This window comes from Flavobacterium psychroterrae (assembly GCF_018380615.1).
In the GTDB taxonomy this organism is placed as follows: domain Bacteria; phylum Bacteroidota; class Bacteroidia; order Flavobacteriales; family Flavobacteriaceae; genus Flavobacterium; species Flavobacterium psychroterrae.
The window spans coordinates 13,778-33,804 of sequence record NZ_JAGYVZ010000014.1; the positions used below are offsets into that span (position 1 = coordinate 13,778).

The 20,027-nt window shown below is 33.1% G+C and carries 11 protein-coding genes; 2 read left to right on the forward strand and 9 right to left on the reverse strand.

Going from position 1 to position 20,027, the window contains the following annotated elements:
- Positions 1–48: 48 nt before the first annotated feature.
- Positions 49–1,479, reverse strand: a complete 1,431-nt coding sequence (locus KHA90_RS15150) for a peptidylprolyl isomerase (protein WP_213302122.1) — start codon at positions 1,477–1,479, stop codon at positions 49–51.
- A gap of 540 nt (positions 1,480–2,019) precedes the next feature.
- Here KHA90_RS15150 and KHA90_RS15155 point away from each other — a divergent pair.
- Positions 2,020–3,462 carry an alpha-amylase gene (locus KHA90_RS15155; RefSeq protein ID WP_213302125.1) on the forward strand — a complete coding sequence of 481 codons (1,443 nt, stop codon included), beginning with the start codon at positions 2,020–2,022 and terminating at the stop codon, positions 3,460–3,462.
- A gap of 156 nt (positions 3,463–3,618) precedes the next feature.
- Complete coding sequence (locus KHA90_RS15160; RefSeq protein WP_213302128.1) at positions 3,619–5,208, forward strand: peptide chain release factor 3; 1,590 nt, start codon at positions 3,619–3,621, stop codon at positions 5,206–5,208.
- A gap of 152 nt (positions 5,209–5,360) precedes the next feature.
- Here KHA90_RS15160 and KHA90_RS15165 read toward each other — a convergent pair whose 3' ends face one another.
- From KHA90_RS15165 to rplA, 8 genes are all read right to left on the reverse strand, one after another.
- The gene (locus tag KHA90_RS15165) at positions 5,361–7,085 is read right to left on the reverse strand and encodes a LamG-like jellyroll fold domain-containing protein (protein ID WP_213302131.1); all 1,725 of its coding nucleotides are present in this window, start codon (positions 7,083–7,085) and stop codon (positions 5,361–5,363) included.
- Positions 7,086–7,122: 37 nt separating this feature from the next.
- Positions 7,123–8,658 (reverse strand): apolipoprotein N-acyltransferase, encoded by a 1,536-nt coding sequence (gene lnt, locus KHA90_RS15170; RefSeq protein WP_213302134.1) that lies wholly within the window; start codon positions 8,656–8,658, stop codon positions 7,123–7,125.
- Between the two features lie 666 nt (positions 8,659–9,324).
- Positions 9,325–9,636 carry a DUF3467 domain-containing protein gene (locus tag KHA90_RS15175; RefSeq protein ID WP_072959407.1) on the reverse strand — a complete coding sequence of 104 codons (312 nt, stop codon included), beginning with the start codon at positions 9,634–9,636 and terminating at the stop codon, positions 9,325–9,327.
- Positions 9,637–9,646: 10 nt separating this feature from the next.
- Positions 9,647–13,957, reverse strand: coding sequence for a DNA-directed RNA polymerase subunit beta' (gene rpoC / locus KHA90_RS15180; RefSeq protein WP_213302137.1), 4,311 nt, complete (start codon positions 13,955–13,957; stop codon positions 9,647–9,649).
- A gap of 309 nt (positions 13,958–14,266) precedes the next feature.
- Positions 14,267–18,079, reverse strand: a complete 3,813-nt coding sequence (rpoB, locus tag KHA90_RS15185) for a DNA-directed RNA polymerase subunit beta (protein ID WP_213302140.1) — start codon at positions 18,077–18,079, stop codon at positions 14,267–14,269.
- A 260-nt stretch (positions 18,080–18,339) separates the two neighbouring features.
- Positions 18,340–18,711, reverse strand: a complete 372-nt coding sequence (rplL, locus tag KHA90_RS15190; protein WP_007807437.1) for a 50S ribosomal protein L7/L12 — start codon at positions 18,709–18,711, stop codon at positions 18,340–18,342.
- A gap of 91 nt (positions 18,712–18,802) precedes the next feature.
- The gene (gene rplJ / locus KHA90_RS15195) at positions 18,803–19,309 is read right to left on the reverse strand and encodes a 50S ribosomal protein L10 (RefSeq protein WP_140509145.1); all 507 of its coding nucleotides are present in this window, start codon (positions 19,307–19,309) and stop codon (positions 18,803–18,805) included.
- 22 nt (positions 19,310–19,331) lie between these two features.
- Positions 19,332–20,021 carry a 50S ribosomal protein L1 gene (rplA, locus tag KHA90_RS15200; RefSeq protein ID WP_072944426.1) on the reverse strand — a complete coding sequence of 230 codons (690 nt, stop codon included), beginning with the start codon at positions 20,019–20,021 and terminating at the stop codon, positions 19,332–19,334.
- Between the last annotated feature and the right edge of the window lie 6 nt (positions 20,022–20,027).

Consider the following 20,027-nt stretch of genomic DNA (forward strand, 5'->3'; position numbering starts at 1 on the left):
AGCTTTATGAATTCATAAAACTAACTCTTTTTATTTATTTAATAAAAATTATTTTTTCAACCAGTTGTATACAAAATTACAATCTCTATACTCTCCAATAATTTTAATGTAAGTATCTTTTATTTTTGTATCAAACCATTTTGCAATTGTACTGATTTGTTTTTCTTTTAATGCTAATTCTTTAATTTTAGTATAATCTTTAGCATAATCAGCAGTATGTGAATCGATTCTATTGGTGATCGTAATTAACTTGTATGTTTTTTTACCTTTATCGTCAGTATTTAAAAGAGGCTGTGAAACTTCATTATCTGCAAGGTTTGATACTTGACTGTATAATGTCGGGTCCATTTTAGTCAACTCAAAACGTGTATCCTGAGTATTAGGATTTACTAAAGTTCCTCCGTTTGCTCTTGTTTCTTTTTCATCAGATTCTGTTCTTGCAGCTTCAGCAAAAGTTATTTCTTTGTTTACTATTTTATTTCTAATATTAATAATTCTTTCTTTAGCATCTTTCAATGCAGTTTCAGAAACTGTAGGTGCAATTAATATATGACGTAATTCTACTTCCTGACCTTTGATTTTTTCAACAATAATAATATGGTATCCAAAAGTAGTTTTAAAAGGTTCTGAAACTTCGCCTTCTCCTAAACTAAAAGCCACATCTTTAAACTCTTTTACAAAAGGAGTTTTTCTTGTCATTTTATAAAAACCTCCGTTTGGCGAAGATCCCGGATCTTGTGAATATAGTACTGCTTTTGTTGCAAAACTAGAGCCTTCAAGAACATCTTTTCTAATAGCGTTTAATCTGTCTTTTACCTTTTGTTCATCTTCTGCAGAAACTTTAGGCTCCACAACTATTTGCGCCACTTCCATTTCAGCTCCAAAAGTTGGCAATTCGTCTTTTGGTATTTTTTTAAAGAAATTACGAACTTCTTCCGGTGTAATTTCTACAGCATCAACAATTTTCTTAGTCATTTCTGATGCTAATTTTTGCTCTTTTAAGATATCGGCAAAATAAGTTTTAAACTCTTCTACTGAATTTTTTTTATAATAAGCAACTACTTTATTGATGTCTCCCACTTGCTGAATCATATAATTCAATCTGTCGTCCATCATACTTCTTACTTCGGCATCACTTACAACAATACTATCCTGAATTGCCTGGTGCGCATACAACTTATCTTCTAATAGCTTACCAAGCATCTGGCATCTTGTAATATCTTTTGTAGAACCTCCCTGAGCAGTAATTTCTAAATATCCTTTATCAATATCTGAATCTAAAACAATATAATCTCCAACTGTAGCAATAATACCATCAATTTTTTGCTTTTGACCTGAAGGAATTTCAACTGGTTTTTTAATCACAGTATCTTTAATAATTTCCTGAGCTGAGATAATTGAGGTGAAAAAAAATAAAAAACACATTGTTAACATTAACTTGTAATCAATTGTTTTTAACTGTAATTTTTTTAATAACATTATTTTAAATTTAATTTGAATGTAAAGATCTTGCTTTAGAATTTCGGTTTAAACTACAATCATTTTAAAATGCATTTTCAATTTATTTAATGGAAAATACTAAATAATTAAGATCTAGTTCTTTTTAACTTATAACGAACAAAAATAACAATTCAATTACATAATACAACTATCGTCTATACTATTAACAAAAAATTATATGGAACGCAGTTAAATTTATTGAAAGCGACCTAATTATAAGAGATTATCTTCTCTAAAAACATATGATTTCCTATTCAAAAAACTTTAACAGAGAAGAATTTGTGACTTTTCTAATTCAATTTCAAACCATTCACTTACAATCAAATAAAAAAAGTTATTAATACTACAACGTTTTCGTGATATAAATATTTTCTTATAAAAAACAATCAAATAAAAAATTACATACTTTCGATTAATAATTGATAATTTATTGGTGTTTAAATTGCGAATAGTTCTTTTTTAAATCAAATAAATATCAAATTATAAACTTTATTATCTAACCGTAAACCAAATCTAATTATGAAAAAACCTATTGTTAAGATTTTTCTGCTTGCAGCAATGACATCATTTATTTGTTCATGCTCCCAAAATGAATCAAACGAAGTAGATCCAAAAGCTGAAAGTCAGGAATTTAAAATCATTAATGTTACGAATCACGACGGAAAACCTTTTAGCACAGGAATTTCTAATTCATCAACAACAGGAAAATATGTTGACAATCCCGGCGGCGGCGTAATGATGCAAGCCTTTTATTGGGATGTTCCTGCCGGAGGAAATTGGTGGAATACTGTAAGCGGAAAAGTTACTGCATGGTCAAATGCGGGAATTGGATCGATATGGCTTCCTCCTGCTTCCAAAGCTCAAAATGGGGCATTTTCTATGGGATATGATCCAACAGATTATTTTGATTTTGGAGATTATAATCAAAATGGTTCTGTAGAAACCAGATTTGGTTCAAAAACCGAATTAGTTAGTTTAATTACAAATGCACACGCAGAAAACCTTAAAATATATGCTGATATTGTAATTAATCATAATAGCGGTGGACAATCAGAAGCGAATCCATTTACAGGAACAAGTACCTGGACTAATTTTACAGGAATAGCTTCGGGAAAATTCAAACGTACTTATAATGATTTCTATAAAAACAGCTACGGAAATAATGACGAGGGAGCTTTTGGAGGATTTCCGGATTTGTGCCATCAAGTTCCTAACGTACAAGATTGGTTGTGGTTAAGAGCTGACGGAGTTGGTAAATATTATAAAAATACAATGAAATTTGATGGCTGGAGATTTGACTACGTAAAAGGTTTTGCTCCGTGGGTTATAAATTCATGGAATGCAAATGTAGGCGGATTTTCGGTTGGGGAATATTGGGACGCTAATGTAAATACGCTTGAATGGTGGGCAAATAATGCTAATAGTTCTGTTTTTGATTTTGCTTGTTATTATAAAATGAATGATGCTTTTGATGGAAATAATCTTGCATTATTAAACGACGACATGATGTGGAAGAGAAATCCATATAAAGCGGTAACTTTTGTGACCAATCATGATACTGATGAAATCTCAAATAAATTATTGGCCTATTCTTATATTTTAACCCACGAAGGATATCCAACAATATTTTATAGAGATTATGAGGAATGGCTTGATAAAAACAAATTAAACAATTTGATTTGGATTCATAATAATAAAGCTACCGGAACAACTTCAATATTATATTCTGATAATGATGAATATGTAGCCAGAAGAAATGGATATAATGGAAATCCCGGATTGGTAGTTTACATCAACAATTCAAGTTCCTGGCAGGAAAGATGGGTGGAGACTAATTGGGCAAATACTCAAATTAAGGATTTTACAGGAAACTCAACTTGGGTTCCAATCACGCAAGGAGATAAATGGGTAAAAATTCAATGTCCGCCTAAAGGATATACTGTTTGGTCGATTAACCAATAATTACAAATTTTTATAAATTCTAAGGCTGTTCTAATAAAACAGCCTTTTTTTGATCTTAATCTAAATTTAATAAAACAAAAGAGTTCCTAATTTACGAAGTGAATATTTTTATTAAGCCGTAATTAATAGTACTTTTGCAACCTATTTATACGAAATATGAGCTTTTTAAAAGAAATACAACGCAGAAGAACATTTGGAATTATATCGCATCCCGATGCCGGTAAAACAACATTAACCGAAAAATTATTGTTGTTTGGAGGGGCTATTCAGGAAGCTGGTGCTGTAAAAAACAATAAAATTAAAAAAGGAGCAACAAGTGATTTCATGGAAATCGAACGCCAAAGGGGTATTTCGGTTTCAACATCTGTACTTGCTTTTAATTATCAGGATAAAAAAATCAATATTCTTGACACACCCGGTCACAAGGATTTTGCCGAAGATACTTTTAGAACTTTAACTGCTGTTGATAGTGTTATTGTTGTTATTGACGTTGCAAAAGGGGTCGAGGAACAAACGGAAAAATTAGTGGCAGTTTGTAGAATGAGAAACATTCCGATGATTGTTTTCATCAATAAATTAGACCGTGAAGGAAAAGATGCTTTTGACTTAATGGATGAAGTGGAACAAAAACTTGGATTAACAGTTACGCCTTTAAGTTTTCCTATTGGAATGGGTTATGACTTTCAGGGAATTTATAATCTTTGGGAACAAAACATCAATCTTTTTAGTGGAGACAGTCGCAAAAACATCGAAGAAACTATCGCTTTTTCAGATGTTAAAAGCCCTGAATTAGAAAAAATAATTGGTCAAAAACCAGCGGATAGATTACGTGAAGAATTAGAATTAATTGATGAAGTTTATCCAAAATTTGATCGTCAGGATTATTTAGACGGAAAATTACAACCCGTATTTTTTGGTTCGGCTTTAAATAATTTTGGAGTTCGTGAACTGTTAGATTGTTTCGTGAGCATTGCACCATCTCCAAGAGCTAAAGATTCTGAAACTCGTTTAGTTGATCCTACTGAAGAAAAAATGAGTGGTTTTGTATTTAAAATCCATGCTAATATGGATCCAAAACACCGGGACCGTTTAGCATTTATAAAAATTGTATCGGGAACTTTTGAAAGAAACAAACCATATTACCACGTTCGTCAAAAGAAAAACTTAAAATTTTCAAGTCCGAATGCATTCTTCGCTGAGAAAAAAGAAATCGTTGACATTTCTTATCCTGGTGATATTGTTGGTTTGCATGATACCGGAAATTTCAAAATTGGTGATACTTTAACCGAAGGAGAAATAATGAGTTTCAAAGGAATTCCAAGTTTCTCTCCGGAGCACTTTAGATACATTAATAATGCTGATCCTATGAAAGCCAAACAATTGGATAAGGGAATCGATCAGTTAATGGATGAAGGTGTAGCACAGTTATTTACTTTAGAAATGAATAACCGTAAAATCATCGGAACTGTTGGTGCGCTTCAATATGAGGTTATTCAATACCGATTAGAACATGAATATGGCGCAAAATGTACGTATGAGAACTTCCCTGTTCATAAAGCGTGTTGGGTAAAGCCTGACGATGCAAAAAATGAGCAATTCAAAGAATTCAGACGAATTAAACAAAAATTCTTAGCTCATGATAAATACGGTCAACTAGTTTTTCTAGCTGATTCTGACTTTACAATTCAAATGACACAAAGTAAATATCCAACTGTGAAGTTATTTTTTACTTCAGAATTTGATTAAAACTTTTAATAAAAAATGCCAGCTTTAAGTTGGCATTTTTGTTTAGAATACATCCTCATTATAAAAACAAACTGCAAAGAAATTGACTTTTAAATCATTCTCTTTGCAGTTTTAAATTTTCTTTATTTTTTAAAATTCAAAATAATTGAATTTTAATTTTTAATCAATTTTACAGTTTTCGACTGATTGTTTTCATTCGTTATCTTTAAAAGATAAATTCCGTTTGGAATACTTCCTAAATTTAATGCAGTCGTTCCTGAATTTACTTTTTGTGTCTGGATCGTTTTTCCTAATATATCAAATAATACAGCTGTTCCATTAGTATCACTATTGATAAAAAATGCACTGCTGGATGGATTAGGGTAAACTTTTAAACTTGAAGCGAATTCTTGATTATGGTCGCCAACACTAAGAGTTGTACAAGTACTTCCTGTTTGAATAATTGAACCAGTTATCCAGTTAGAAGTTCCTGCAGATAAATCAAAATCTGCTAATGCGCCGTCATTTCCATTTCCACTTGAATCTGTCAAGGTTGAAACTGCTGAATTATCTCCTCCTTGAACTCCTTGATTGAATTTATAATAATTTATTAATCCCGGTTGAGCTCCTGATAATTCGCAATTCATATTGTTCTGGATTTCAGCCAGAGTTAAAACTTTATTCCAAATACGAACTTCATCTATTGCACCATTAAATAAATTTTGTCCCGGATCAAATGCTCCAATCATTACCAGACTTCCTATAAAGGCAGGTACATTATTATTTTCATCAATAGCAACACCATTTTTATATAATATCATTGTAGTAGTGGCTAAATCATAAGTTACAGCAACATGATACCAAGTATCTGCATTTAATTGTTCACTATCTTCTACTGCTTTATAATTTCCATTATGTCCAGAAGACAATACACCACCAGGTACATAAATTGCATGTTCGCCATCTACGCTGCCACCTGAAATAATATTATTTACAGGTGAAAAATTATTTATTTTTATCCAGGCTTCTTTTGTATAAGTCGCAGGCATGCTATTAGGGAGTTCTACATAACCTCCCTGAAACTCTAAGGAAGTACCATTAAGATCAACAATATTTACCTCTACCTCAGTACGTAAGCTTTCACAAGATAAGGTTTGAGAAACATAATACAATCCCGTTGATAAAGGAGTTGTAACATCTAAAGGAGTACCACCAACAGCATCAGCGTACCATTTTATGTCAGTTCCTGTTGCTACCAAATCAGAAACTTTTGTATTGATATTTAATTTTTGAGGTGACGCTACTGAGGCTTCAGGAGTTACACATGGAATACCCACAGTACTTATAAGTTTAGGAATATTTAATGCGACAAGGACACCATCAATTCTAAAAGTATAGGTTACACCTGCTTTAATAAATGCAGTAGGCTTTAAGCTAAATTCTTGTTCAGTAAATTTACCCTGACTAGCAGGTAAACCTACAAAACTATTAGAATCTGCACTGAAAAATAGTCCAGGAACAAATGAGCCAGGATCTCCTGTTGCTAATTGCTGGGTAGTAGCGGTTTCATGAGCTACATCTGGACTAACTTCGAAAATAAATGGAGAATTTTGAATTGTAATGCCCTGCCAACTACTTCCGTTATTATCTGAAAATTGAATTTTCGAACTGAGGCCTAAAGTCGCTCCACTATTTCCAGTAGAAGTCTCCTCTACAGCTATTCTAATTCTTAAAGCATCAAAGTTAGTAATTTCTACTGGTGTGTTAAGTAGCGCTTTCCAGGTAGCTGTAGTTTCGGTACCATTATTATTTCGCCAACGGTAAGCTGTAATTCTAGTACTTGCATTAGCAAAAAAGAAATTAGCAAGCAGTAATGTAAAGAGTAAAGTTTTATTCATATTATAAATTTATAAATTGTTAAATTAATTATTGTTCTTAAAATTTTTCATTTATGTCCGTTCTTATAGTTTTAGGTTTTAAATAGGTTAGATAAAATAATATAAATAGTATAAGAAGTATATTAAACAAGAATGGATACTTCGTAAATAATGATAAATTGTTATTAGGTTGGATAGATCCAAAAACCAACGTAGTACTTGTATCTTTTTTTTCAGAAATAATAGAACCGCTACTATTTATTATGGCGTTAATACCGCAATTATTAGCAACGGCTATATCTTTACGATTTTCTACAGCTTGTAATCGTGCATAATATAAATGAAGATCTGAAATGTAATTATCTTTAAACCAACCATCATTACTGAAATTGAACAAAAAATTAGCACCATTTTTCACTTGTTCTAATCCGCAATTCTCAGAAACAACTTCATTGCAAATTAAATTCCCGGCTTTTCCAAAATTTGTTTGAACTGGCTTTTGATTTTTACCTTTTGATAAAACAAAACCTTCCTGACTTAAAAAAGGAACTAAATACTTTCCTAAAGGCTCTTCTATTCCTTTTAATAGAATCTGTTTGCTATAAATTCCATTTACTTTATTGTGTTTATCAATATAAAAAACTGAATTATAAAGTGCTTTATCTACGCTGCTTTCATTATTAATGCCAATAACATGAGTAATATTTTGGGTATTGCTTATCCTTATAATTTCTTTTAGTAAATCGTCATCAGGAGTATAAGTCCAAGGCAATGCAGTCTCAGGCCAAATAATAAAATCAGGTTGAAGATCTGTTGCATCTTTACATAACTGAAAATATTTATTGGCAAAAGCATTTCCGTTCTCACTATTCCATTTTGTTTCCGGATTCGTATTGTCTGAAACTATAGCAACTTTAAAAGATTTTCCTGCAAGCACAGGTGAGTAACTATAATAACAAATACTTCCTATTACAAACATTAAGGACAAAATAGATAAACTATATATGAGATAAAGTTTCTTTTTTTGCATGTAAAATTCGGCTAAGCAAAGGTTTATTAAAACTGTAAAAAAACTTAATAAAGCTAATCCACCCATACTTGATAGTTGAACAAAATAAATATTTGTAACGAAAGGAAAGCCAATTCTAAAATAATGTAGTGGAAAAGATTCCAAAGCAAATGCTAAACATGATTCTAAAACTGTCCATACTGCTGCTATGCAAAATCTATTTAAAAATAATGAATTACTTGATTTTGTGTTTTTTATATAAATAGTACTAGTAATAAAAGAAACTAATGAGAAATAAAGACCTAAAAAAATACTACTGATAAGATAAACAAAAATTCCATAAAGAAACCCGTTTCCTGTATAATGATTAATTCCCTTTATCATCCAAAAGAATAAGCCCAATCCAATTCCAAGACCGAACAAAAAGCCCATAGAAGCGGATCGTCTTTTTGAACTTTCATTTAGTAAAACAAATAAAGGAACGATGCTCAAGCATACTATTAAAATTGAAAGATGAGTATTGGCAAAACTAAGTGCCAGTCCAGAAAATAACAACACAATTGAAATTTTTAAGTTTTTTCCCATTTTTAATGATTTAACCGCAAAACAAACATTGACTTTAACATATATAAGAAAGTAAATATAATATTTTAACATGCAAAAAACGTTAGCGCGAGTTTAAGGATATGTAGTATAAAATCACTTTTGTAATACTAAAAAGACAATTCAAAAATGGTTACCTTCCCTAACTAAAACCACATTCAACTAATTAACAATCACTTAGAGAAAATCAATAAATAAAAAATCGCGAATTTATTATAAAATAATTAAATTAATATTTGCTAAAAGAACAAAGATTTTTAAGATGTAAAATAAACTTTACAAACAAAAAAGTTTATTTCTTTAGGTAATAATCAGATTCAGTGAAATAATTCTCTAATTCTGAACCAATATTAAATTAAAGTCATCATTAAGCAAATTGATCTTTATACAAGTATGTATCTAATTTTTTCTAAAGACCAAAAAAAGCGCTAATGATACATTAGCGCTTTTTTATAATTTGAATTAAACCAACCTTAACAAGTTATTATATTCCAAAAATTAATCCTATTTTATTAGGAGATAACAATTTAGAATAATAGATTGATAACAAAAAATTTAATCGACAAAAGTAAATTAAATCAGATGAATTGCAATTAGTTGTTTTTGTTAAATAAAAAAAGCCCCATTATAAATGGGGCTTTCTTATTTTTATGCTTGTCCTGCCGGACCAAAATTAAGCGGTATTGGTGCTTGTTCAGTCTCTTTGATTTCGCCATGAGCGGCTTCAAAACGATGAATGTTTTCTCCAATTGCTTTTAATAATCTTTTAGCATGTTGTGGTGTCAGGACAATTCTTGACTTTACCTTGGCTTTAGGAATACCTGGCATAATACTCACAAAATCTAAAACAAACTCTGATGATGAGTGGTTGATAATCGCAAGATTAGAATAAATTCCTTCTGCGATAGTTTCGTCTAACTCAATATTAATTTGCTCCTGTTGTTGTTTCGGATTACTCATAGTTTCCTAATTAATAGATATATTCTTCTTTATTAGCCATCATTTCATTGTAATCATCTTTCGATCCTACGATTGTATTATCGTATTCTCTCATACCAGTTCCCGCAGGAATTCTGTGTCCAACAATTACATTTTCTTTCAATCCTTCCAGATTATCTACTTTACCAGCTACTGCAGCTTCGTTAAGTACTTTTGTTGTTTCCTGGAATGAAGCAGCAGAGATGAATGATTTAGTTTGTAGCGAAGCTCTTGTAATACCTTGTAAAACTGGCGTTGCAGTTGCAGTAATTACATCTCTAGCTACAACTAGATTTTTATCATTACGTTTAAGTAATGAATTTTCATCACGTAAATCACGAGGCGAAATAATCTGACCTGGTTTCAATACCGCAGAATCTCCAGCGTCTTCAACTACTTTCATACCATATAATTTATCATTTTGAACGATAAAATCTTTAGTGTGAATTAATTGATCTTCTAGGAATAATGTATCTCCTGGATCTTGAACTCTTACTTTACGCATCATTTGACGAATAACTACCTCAAAGTGCTTGTCATTAATTTTTACCCCTTGTAAACGGTATACCTCTTGAATTTCATTTACCAAGTACTGTTGAACAGCAGCCGGACCTTGAATTCTTAAAATATCATCTGGTGTAATTGCACCGTCAGACAATGGTACTCCTGCTCTTACGAAGTCATTTTCCTGTACTAAGATTTGGCTTGAAAGTTTAACTAAATACTTTTTAATCTCACCAAATTTAGATTCGATAACAATTTCACGGTTACCTCTTTTGATTTTTCCAAAAGAAACAACACCGTCAATTTCAGAAACAACCGCTGGGTTTGAAGGGTTACGAGCCTCAAGCAACTCAGTAATTCTTGGTAAACCTCCTGTAATATCTCCTGCTTTAGAAGAACGACGTGGAATTTTAACCAATACTTTACCTGCTTTAATTTTCTCTCCATTCTCAACCATAAGGTGGGCTCCTACTGGTAAGTTATACGAACGAATCAATTCGCCTTCTTTACCGTAAACCAATAAAGTTGGAATTAATTTTTTATTTCTGGCTTCAGAAATTACTTTTTCCTGGAATCCTGTTTGCTCATCGATTTCAACCATGAACGATTGTCCTTGTTCTAAATCTTCGTAAGCAATCTTACCAGTAAATTCAGAAACAATTACACCATTATATGGATCCCATTTACAAATAGTAGATCCTTTAGTAACTATTTCACCATCCTTAACGAAAATACTAGATCCGTAAGGAATATTGTGTGTATTTAAAACGATTCCAGTTTTCTCGTCAACTAATTTTAATTCAGTTGAACGTGATACTACGATATCTACCGCATTACCTTCACTATCCTCACCTTTTACAGTTTTTAAATCTTCAATCTCAAGTCTACCGTTAAATCTTGTAACAATACTAGATTCTTCAGAAATACCTCCCGCAACCCCTCCAACGTGGAAAGTACGAAGTGTTAACTGTGTACCTGGCTCTCCAATAGATTGAGCTGCAATAACTCCTACAGCTTCACCTCTTTGTGTCATTTTTCCAGTAGCTAAGTTTCTACCGTAACATTTAGCACAGATACCTTTTAAAGCTTCACAAGTTAATGGAGATCTAACCTCTACTCTTTCAATCGGAGAAGCTTCAATAACTCTCATGATTGCTTCAGTAATTTGGTGACCTGATTGAACAAGAACTTCATTAGTAAGAGGATTAATAACATCTTGCAATGCAACACGTCCTAAAATTCTTTCTCCTAAAGATTCAACAATTTCCTCATTTTTCTTCAAAGCAGAAACTTCAACACCTCTAAGAGTACCACAATCTTCGATGTTTACAATAACATCTTGTGATACGTCATGAAGCCTTCTTGTCAAGTATCCGGCATCGGCAGTTTTAAGAGCCGTATCCGCAAGTCCTTTACGAGCACCGTGAGTAGAAATGAAATACTCAAGGATCGAAAGACCTTCCTTAAAGTTAGAAAGAATCGGGTTCTCAATAATTTCTCCACCACCGGCAGTAGATTTTTTAGGCTTAGCCATCAAACCACGCATACCAGTTAACTGACGAATCTGTTCCTTAGAACCCCTCGCTCCAGAGTCAAGCATCATATATACAGAGTTGAAACCTTGTTGGTCTTCTCTAATATTTTTCATTGCTAATTCTGTTAATTGAGCATTTGCCGAAGTCCATACATCAATAACTTGGTTGTAACGCTCGTTATTAGTAATAAGACCCATGTTATAATTCACAGAAATACCTTCAACTTGCTCTCTGGCATCTGCAATTAATTGTGTTTTTTGTTCTGGAATTCTAATATCACCTAAAGAGAATGATAAACCTCCTCTAAATGCAAATTTATAACCCATATCTTTCATATTATCCAAGAAAGCTGCCGTAGTAGGTACATTAGTTACACTTAAAATGTGTCCAATAATATCTCTAAGGTTTTTCTTAGTCAATACATCATTGATATATCCGGCTGCTTCAGGTACTACTTCGTTAAATAATACACGTCCTGCAGTTGTTTGAATAATTTTGTACACTAATTCTCCAGTCTCATTAAAATCTTTTGCTCTAATTTTCACACGAGCATTCAATTCTAATCTTCCTTCGTTTAATGCAATATTTACTTCTTCAGCAGAATAGAAAATTAAGTCTTGACCTAAGATTACATGTTCTGGAGTTGAGATACGTTCTTTGGTCATATAATATAGACCCAAGACCATATCCTGAGAAGGTACAGTAATTGGCGCACCATTTGCAGGGTTAAGGATATTGTGAGAAGCCAACATTAATAATTGTGCTTCTAAAATAGCCTCTGGTCCTAATGGTAAGTGAACCGCCATTTGATCCCCATCAAAATCGGCGTTGAAAGCCGTACATACTAATGGGTGCAATTGGATCGCTTTTCCTTCAATTAATTTTGGTTGGAAAGCTTGAATACCAAGTCTGTGTAAAGTAGGAGCACGGTTAAGTAATACTGGGTGACCTTTAATTACATTTTCAAGGATATCCCAAACTACAGGCTCTTTTTTGTCTATAATTTTCTTAGCAGATTTTACTGTTTTTACAATACCTCTTTCAATCAATTTACGGATAACGAAAGGCTTGTATAACTCAGATGCCATATCTTTTGGCAATCCGCATTCGAATAATTTTAATTCTGGACCAACAACAATTACCGAACGAGCAGAATAATCCACACGTTTTCCAAGTAAGTTTTGACGGAAACGTCCTTGCTTACCTTTTAAGGAATCAGATAATGATTTTAATGGTCTGTTAGATTCTGTTTTAACAGCAGAAGCTTTACGAGTGTTATCAAATAATGAATCTACAGATTCCTGCAACATACGTTTTTCGTTTCTCAAGATAACTTCTGGAGCTTTAATCTCCATTAATCTTTTCAAACGGTTGTTACGGATGATTACACGACGGTATAAATCATTTAAATCTGAAGTTGCAAAACGACCTCCATCAAGTGGTACAAGAGGACGTAATTCTGGTGGAATAACAGGAACCACTTTCATAATCATCCATTCTGGACGATTTTCGCGGTTTAAGTTAGACTCACGGAAAGACTCAACAACTTGTAATCTTTTTAAAGCTTCAGTTTTACGTTGTTTAGATGTTTCGTTATTAGCACTGTGTCTCAATTGGTAAGACAACTCATCTAAGTCGATACGAGCTAATAAATCCATAATACACTCTGCTCCCATTTTGGCAACAAATTTATTAGGATCCATATCATCTAAATATTGATTTTCTTGCGGAAGAGTATCTAAAATATTCAAATATTCTTCTTCAGTTAAGAAATCTAATCTTTGTAATGATTCTCCATCTGCATTTTTAGCGATACCAGCTTGAATTACTACATATCTTTCGTAGTAAATGATCATATCTAATTTCTTAGATGGAAGACCAAGGATATAACCAATTTTGTTTGGAAGAGAACGGAAATACCAGATGTGAGCAATAGGCACAACAAGGTTGATGTGTCCTACTCTGTCACGACGTACTTTTTTCTCAGTAACTTCAACACCACAACGGTCACAGATGATACCTTTGTAACGAATTCTTTTATATTTACCACAAGCACATTCAAAATCCTTAACAGGTCCGAAGATTCTTTCGCAAAAAAGTCCGTCACGTTCTGGTTTGTGAGTTCTGTAGTTGATAGTTTCTGGTTTCAAAACCTCTCCTCTTGACTCTTTTAAAATAGATTCAGGTGAAGCTAATCCTATCGAGATTTTGTTAAATCTTTTTATAGGATTTTTATCTTTATTATTATTTCTATTATTCATCATAGTTTTTACTATTGATTTATCTGCAATTAAAAAATTGATTTTCGTTTTAGTCTAAAGTCAAATGTCATAAAGTTTTTAAAGTCACGAATGACTTTGGACTTTGGACTTTCAAACTATTGACTTAACACTACCACGGATTACTTCTCTAAACTTCAATGTTAAAGTGCTAATTACAAAACCTTAAAGGTTTAAATAAAAAATCGGAACGGGTTACGGGTATAAATCCTAAAAACTTTTATTTTAATAAACAGCTTCAGTCTCAGCTTCCAGTGTTGAACTGAATACTGAGACTGTAACTGAAAACTTTATTTATTCTTCTAAACGAATGTCAAGTCCAAGACCTTTTAATTCATGCATTAATACATTGAATGATTCAGGTAATCCTGGTTCTGGCATAGACTCACCCTTAACGATAGCCTCGTAAGTTTTAGCTCTACCAATAACGTCATCCGACTTAACTGTCAAGATTTCACGCAGTGTACTTGATGCTCCATAAGCTTCAAGTGCCCAAACCTCCATCTCTCCAAAACGCTGACCTCCAAATTGAGCTTTACCTCCAAGTGGTTGTTGAGTAATCAACGAGTATGGTCCGATAGAACGTGCGTGCATCTTATCATCAACCATGTGTCCTAATTTAAGCATGTAAATTACACCCACAGTCGCTGCTTGATGGAAACGCTCTCCAGTACCACCATCATAAAGATAAGTATGTCCGAAACGTGGTACTCCAGCCTCATCAGTTAATTCATTAATTTGATCTAGTGAAGCACCATCAAAAATTGGAGTAGCAAATTTTCTACCTAAATTTTGTCCAGCCCATCCAAGAACAGTTTCATAAATCTGACCAATGTTCATACGTGAAGGTACCCCAAGTGGATTCAATACGATATCAACCGGTGTTCCGTCTTCAAGGAAAGGCATATCTTCATGACGAACGATTCTTGCAACAATACCTTTGTTACCGTGACGTCCTGCCATTTTATCCCCTACTTTCAACTTACGTTTTTTAGCAATATAAATTTTCGCCAATTTCAAGATTCCAGATGGTAATTCATCACCAACTGTAATAGTGAATTTTTCTCTTCTTAAAGATCCTTGTAAGTCGTTCAGCTTAATTTTATAGTTATGAATTAAATCATTAACCATTTTATTTGTAGCGTCATCAGCAACCCATTGACCTTTGCTTAAGTGAGCAAAATCTTCTACTGCGTAAAGCATTTTTTGAGTATATTTTTTACCTTTTGGTAAAACTTCTTCACCCAAATCATTCATTACACCTTGAGATGTTTTTCCGTTAACGATCAGGAACAATTTCTCAACCAATCTGTCTTTTAATTCAACAAATTTAGTTTCGAATTCCATTTCTAAAGCGCCTAAAGCATCTTTATCCTGAGTACGTTTACGTTTATCTTTTACGGCTCTTGCAAATAATTTTTTGTCAAGAACTACACCGTGTAAAGATGGAGAAGCTTTTAATGAAGCGTCTTTTACATCACCTGCTTTATCCCCGAAGATTGCACGAAGCAATTTCTCTTCCGGAGTAGGATCTGATTCTCCCTTTGGTGTAATTTTTCCGATTAGAATGTCGCCAGGTTTAACCTCTGCTCCAATTCTGATCATACCGTTTTCATCCAAATCTTTAGTAGCTTCTTCAGAAACGTTAGGAATATCGTTTGTTAACTCTTCATTTCCTAACTTAGTATCTCTAACCTCTAATGAATAATCATCAACGTGGATAGAAGTAAAAATATCATCACGAACTACTTTTTCAGAAATTACAATCGCATCCTCAAAGTTATACCCTTTCCATGGCATGAACGCAACTTTTAAGTTTCTACCTAAAGCTAATTCACCATTTTGAGTAGCATATCCTTCTGATAATACTTGTCCAAGAATTACTCTGTCACCTTTTCTTACGATTGGTTTCAGGTTAATACTTGTTCCTTGATTGGTTTTTCTAAATTTAATTAAGTTGTATGTTTTTTCATCAGCATCAAAACTAACCATTCTTTCTTCTTCAGTACGGTCGTATTTGATAGTAATGATGTTAGCATCAACATATTCTACAGTTCCATCTCCTTCAGCATTAATCAATACTCTCGAATCTGAAGCTACTTGACGCTCTAAACCTGTACCAACAATTGGTGCTTCCGGACGGATCAAAGGAACCGCCTGACGCATCATGTTAGATCCCATCAAGGCTCTATTCGCATCATCATGTTCCAGGAAAGGAATTAATGAAGCCGAAATCGAAGCAATCTGGTTAGGAGCAACGTCTGTATAATGTACTGCAGAAGGTTCAACAACCGGGAAGTCACCTTCCTCACGCGCAATTACATTACTAGCTGTAATTTTACCTGTTGCATCCATTTCAATGTTTGCCTGAGCAATCATTTTTCCTTCTTCTTCTTCAGCACTTAAATAGATAGGTGTACTTACTAAATCAACTACACCATCTGTAACTTTACGGTAAGGAGTTTCGATGAAACCCATTCCGTTAACTTTTGCATAAACACCAAGAGATGAAATCAAACCAATGTTTGGTCCCTCTGGAGTTTCAATCGGACATAAACGACCATAGTGTGTATAGTGAACGTCACGAACCTCAAAACCAGCTCTCTCTCTCGAAAGTCCACCAGGTCCAAGTGCAGATAATCTTCTCTTGTGTGTAATCTCAGCTAGTGGATTCGTTTGATCCATAAATTGAGATAACTGGTTAGTACCAAAGAAAGAGTTGATAACTGATGATAATGTTTTAGCATTAATCAAATCAATTGGTGTAAACACCTCGTTATCTCTAACGTTCATTCTCTCACGGATAGTTCTAGCCATACGTGCTAAACCAACACCGAATTGTTGAGACAATTGTTCTCCAACTGTTCTAACACGACGATTTGATAAGTGATCAATATCATCAATCTCAGCTTTAGAGTTAATTAATTCGATCAAATATTTTACAATGGTAATGATATCTTCTTTGGTAAGCACTTGCTTTTCCATTGGGATATCTAAACCAAGTTTTTTGTTCATTCTATAACGACCAACTTCACCTAAGTTATAACGTTGATCAGAGAAGAACAATTTATCTATAATACCACGAGCAGTTTCCTCATCAGGCGGTTCAGCGTTACGCAACTGACGGTAAATATGCTCTACAGCTTCTTTTTCAGAGTTTGTTGGATCTTTTTGTAACGTATTGTGAATAATACCATAGTCTGCCTGGTTATTATCTTCTTTATGTAACAAAATAGATTTAACGTTTGAATCGATGATTTCTTCAACATTATCTTTGTCGATAATTGTATCTCTATCAAGGATGATTTCGTTACGTTCGATAGAAACTACTTCACCAGTATCTTCATCAACGAAATCCTCGTGCCAAGTGTTCAATACACGTGCAGCAAGTCTTCTTCCAATATATTTTTTAATACCAGTTTTGGAAACTTTAATTTCTTCAGCAAGATCAAAAATCTCAAGGATATCCTTATCTCTTTCGAATCCAATTGCACGGAATAAAGTTGTAACCGGTAATTTTTTCTTTCTATCGATATAAGCATACATTACGCTGTTGATATCTGTAGAAAATTCTATCCAGGATCCTTTAAAAGGAATTACTCTGGCAGAATAAAGTTTTGTTCCATTTGCGTGGAATGATTGTCCAAAGAAAACCCCAGGAGAACGGTGTAGTTGAGATACTACCACACGCTCAGCACCATTGATAACAAAAGTACCGCTTGGAGTCATATAAGGTATTGTTCCAAGATATACATCTTGTACAATAGTTTCAAAATCTTCGTGTTCTGGATCTGTACAGTATAGTTTTAACCTGGCTTTTAAAGGCACACTATAAGTAAGACCTCTCTCTATACATTCTTGAATTGTATAACGTGGTGGATCAACAAAATAATCTAGGAACTCCAATACAAAGTTATTTCTTGTATCTGTAATTGGAAAGTTTTCCATGAAGGTGTTGTACAACCCTTCGTTGCCTCTTTCGTCAGATTTAGTTTCTAATTGAAAAAAATCTTTAAAAGATTTAACCTGAACATCTAGAAAATCCGGATAGTCAGGAATATTTTTTGTAGAGGCAAAATTCAATCTTTCAGTCTGATTTGTTATCATCAATGGACAAAATTTTGATTAAAAAAAAGTAGTTTTTTGTGTAAAAACACATTGTCTAATTTATACCTTCTTTTTATAATCAATACATCTTTAAAAATAACCGGGTAAAATTGGTCAATTTTTTTTCTTCGTATTGATCAAAAACTTTTTCGTATTTTAAACTATTTGATAATAAAACTTGATATATTTTATTATACGAAAAATGGTTTAGGTCATGAGTTACCTCAAGACCTAAACCTAGTTCTTAAAACTGATTAAACTTATTTAAGTTCAACTACAGCTCCAGCTTCTTCTAATGATTTTTTAAGACCTTCAGCCTCTTCTTTAGAAACACCTTCTTTAACGTTACTTGGAGCACCGTCAACTACATCTTTAGCTTCTTTCAAACCTAAACCTGTAAGTTCTTTAACTAATTTTACAACTGCTAATTTAGAAGCACCAGCTTCTTTTAATACAACTGTAAATTCAGTTTGTGCTTCTTCAGCAGCACCTTCTCCACCACCAGCAGCAACTACAACAGCTGCAGCAGCAGGCTCGATACCATACTCGTCTTTTAATATTGTTGCTAATTCGTTAACTTCTTTAACTGTTAAGTTAACTAATTGTTCTGCGAATTGTTTCAAATCTGCCATTTTTTCTATCGTTTAAAATGATTTGTAAAATATAATTTATTTATTGTGCGCTATTTAAGCAGCAAGGAAATAAAATTCCCTGCATTTGTTATTATGCTTCAGTCTCAGCCTCTTCGCTTTTTGCGAATTGGTTTTGTAAAGCAGAGATAACTCTTTGTGCTGGTGATTGCAATAATCCAATAAGTTCTCCAAGAAGTTCTTCTTTAGATTTAATAGTTGCTAATGCATCTAATTGATCATCTCCAATATAAATTTCAGAATTAATGTAAGCTCCTTTTAATACAGGTTTAGCCGATTTTTTTCTGAAATCTTTAATTATTTTTCCAGGTGCATTTGCAACATCTGAAATAAATATAGCACTATTACCAGTCAATACTGAAGGTAAATCACCATAGTCATTAGCAGAAGCTTCCATTGCTTTTGCAAGCAAAGTATTTTTTACAACCTCTAATTTAATACCTGCTTTGTAACAAGCTCTTCTCAAGTTTGAAGTCGTTTCTGCGTTTAATCCAGAAATATCAGATACATAAATAATATTTGTACCAGCTAACTGTGCAGTTAAATCTTCAATCGCGATTGATTTTTCTTCTCTAGTCATACTAAAAATTATTAACTACCAATTATACTGCTTTAGGGTCCAATGCAATTGCAGGACTCATAGTGCTTGTAAGGTGAATACCTTTAATGTAGGTACCTTTAGCAGCAGTTGGTTTAAGTTTGATTAATGTTTGAATAATTTCGTGTGCATTGTCATAAATTTGCTCAGCTCCAAAAGAAACTTTACCAATTCCTGCATGTACGATACCAGTTTTATCAACTTTAAAGTCAATTTTACCAGCTTTAACCTCTGCAACAGCTTTTGCAACATCCATAGTTACAGTACCTGTCTTAGGGTTTGGCATTAAACCTCTAGGTCCTAAAATACGACCTAATGGACCTAATTTACCCATAACAGCTGGCATAGTGATGATAACATCAACATCTGTCCAACCATCTTTAATTTTTTGTAAGTAATCGTCAAGACCTACATAATCAGCTCCAGCAGCTAAAGCTTCTGCTTCTTTATCTGGAGTAACTAATGCTAATACTTTAACGTCTTTACCTGTTCCGTGAGGTAATGTAACCACACCTCTAACCATTTGATTCGCTTTTCTTGGATCTACACCCAAACGAACTGCGATATCAACAGACTCATCAAATTTTGCAGAAGCTATAACTTTAATTAATGCAGCTGCATCTTTTAAAGAGTATAGTTTATTCTTTTCAATTTTTGAAGCAGCCTCTTTTTGCTTTTTTGTTAATTTTGCCATTTCTTT

Excerpts from the sequence above, each read along its gene's own strand:
- KHA90_RS15150 (WP_213302122.1), bottom strand. The coding sequence starts at position 1,479 with ATGTTATTAAAAAAATTACAGTTAAAAACAATTGATTACAAGTTAATG.
- KHA90_RS15155 (WP_213302125.1), top strand. The coding sequence starts at position 2,020 with ATGAAAAAACCTATTGTTAAGATTTTTCTGCTTGCAGCAATGACATCA.
- KHA90_RS15160 (WP_213302128.1), top strand. The coding sequence starts at position 3,619 with ATGAGCTTTTTAAAAGAAATACAACGCAGAAGAACATTTGGAATTATA.
- KHA90_RS15165 (WP_213302131.1), bottom strand. The coding sequence starts at position 7,085 with ATGAATAAAACTTTACTCTTTACATTACTGCTTGCTAATTTCTTTTTT.
- lnt (WP_213302134.1), bottom strand. The coding sequence starts at position 8,658 with ATGGGAAAAAACTTAAAAATTTCAATTGTGTTGTTATTTTCTGGACTG.
- KHA90_RS15175 (WP_072959407.1), bottom strand. The coding sequence starts at position 9,636 with ATGAGTAATCCGAAACAACAACAGGAGCAAATTAATATTGAGTTAGAC.
- rpoC (WP_213302137.1), bottom strand. The coding sequence starts at position 13,957 with ATGATGAATAATAGAAATAATAATAAAGATAAAAATCCTATAAAAAGA.
- rpoB (WP_213302140.1), bottom strand. The coding sequence starts at position 18,079 with ATGATAACAAATCAGACTGAAAGATTGAATTTTGCCTCTACAAAAAAT.
- rplL (WP_007807437.1), bottom strand. The coding sequence starts at position 18,711 with ATGGCAGATTTGAAACAATTCGCAGAACAATTAGTTAACTTAACAGTT.
- rplJ (WP_140509145.1), bottom strand. The coding sequence starts at position 19,309 with ATGACTAGAGAAGAAAAATCAATCGCGATTGAAGATTTAACTGCACAG.
- rplA (WP_072944426.1), bottom strand. The coding sequence starts at position 20,021 with ATGGCAAAATTAACAAAAAAGCAAAAAGAGGCTGCTTCAAAAATTGAA.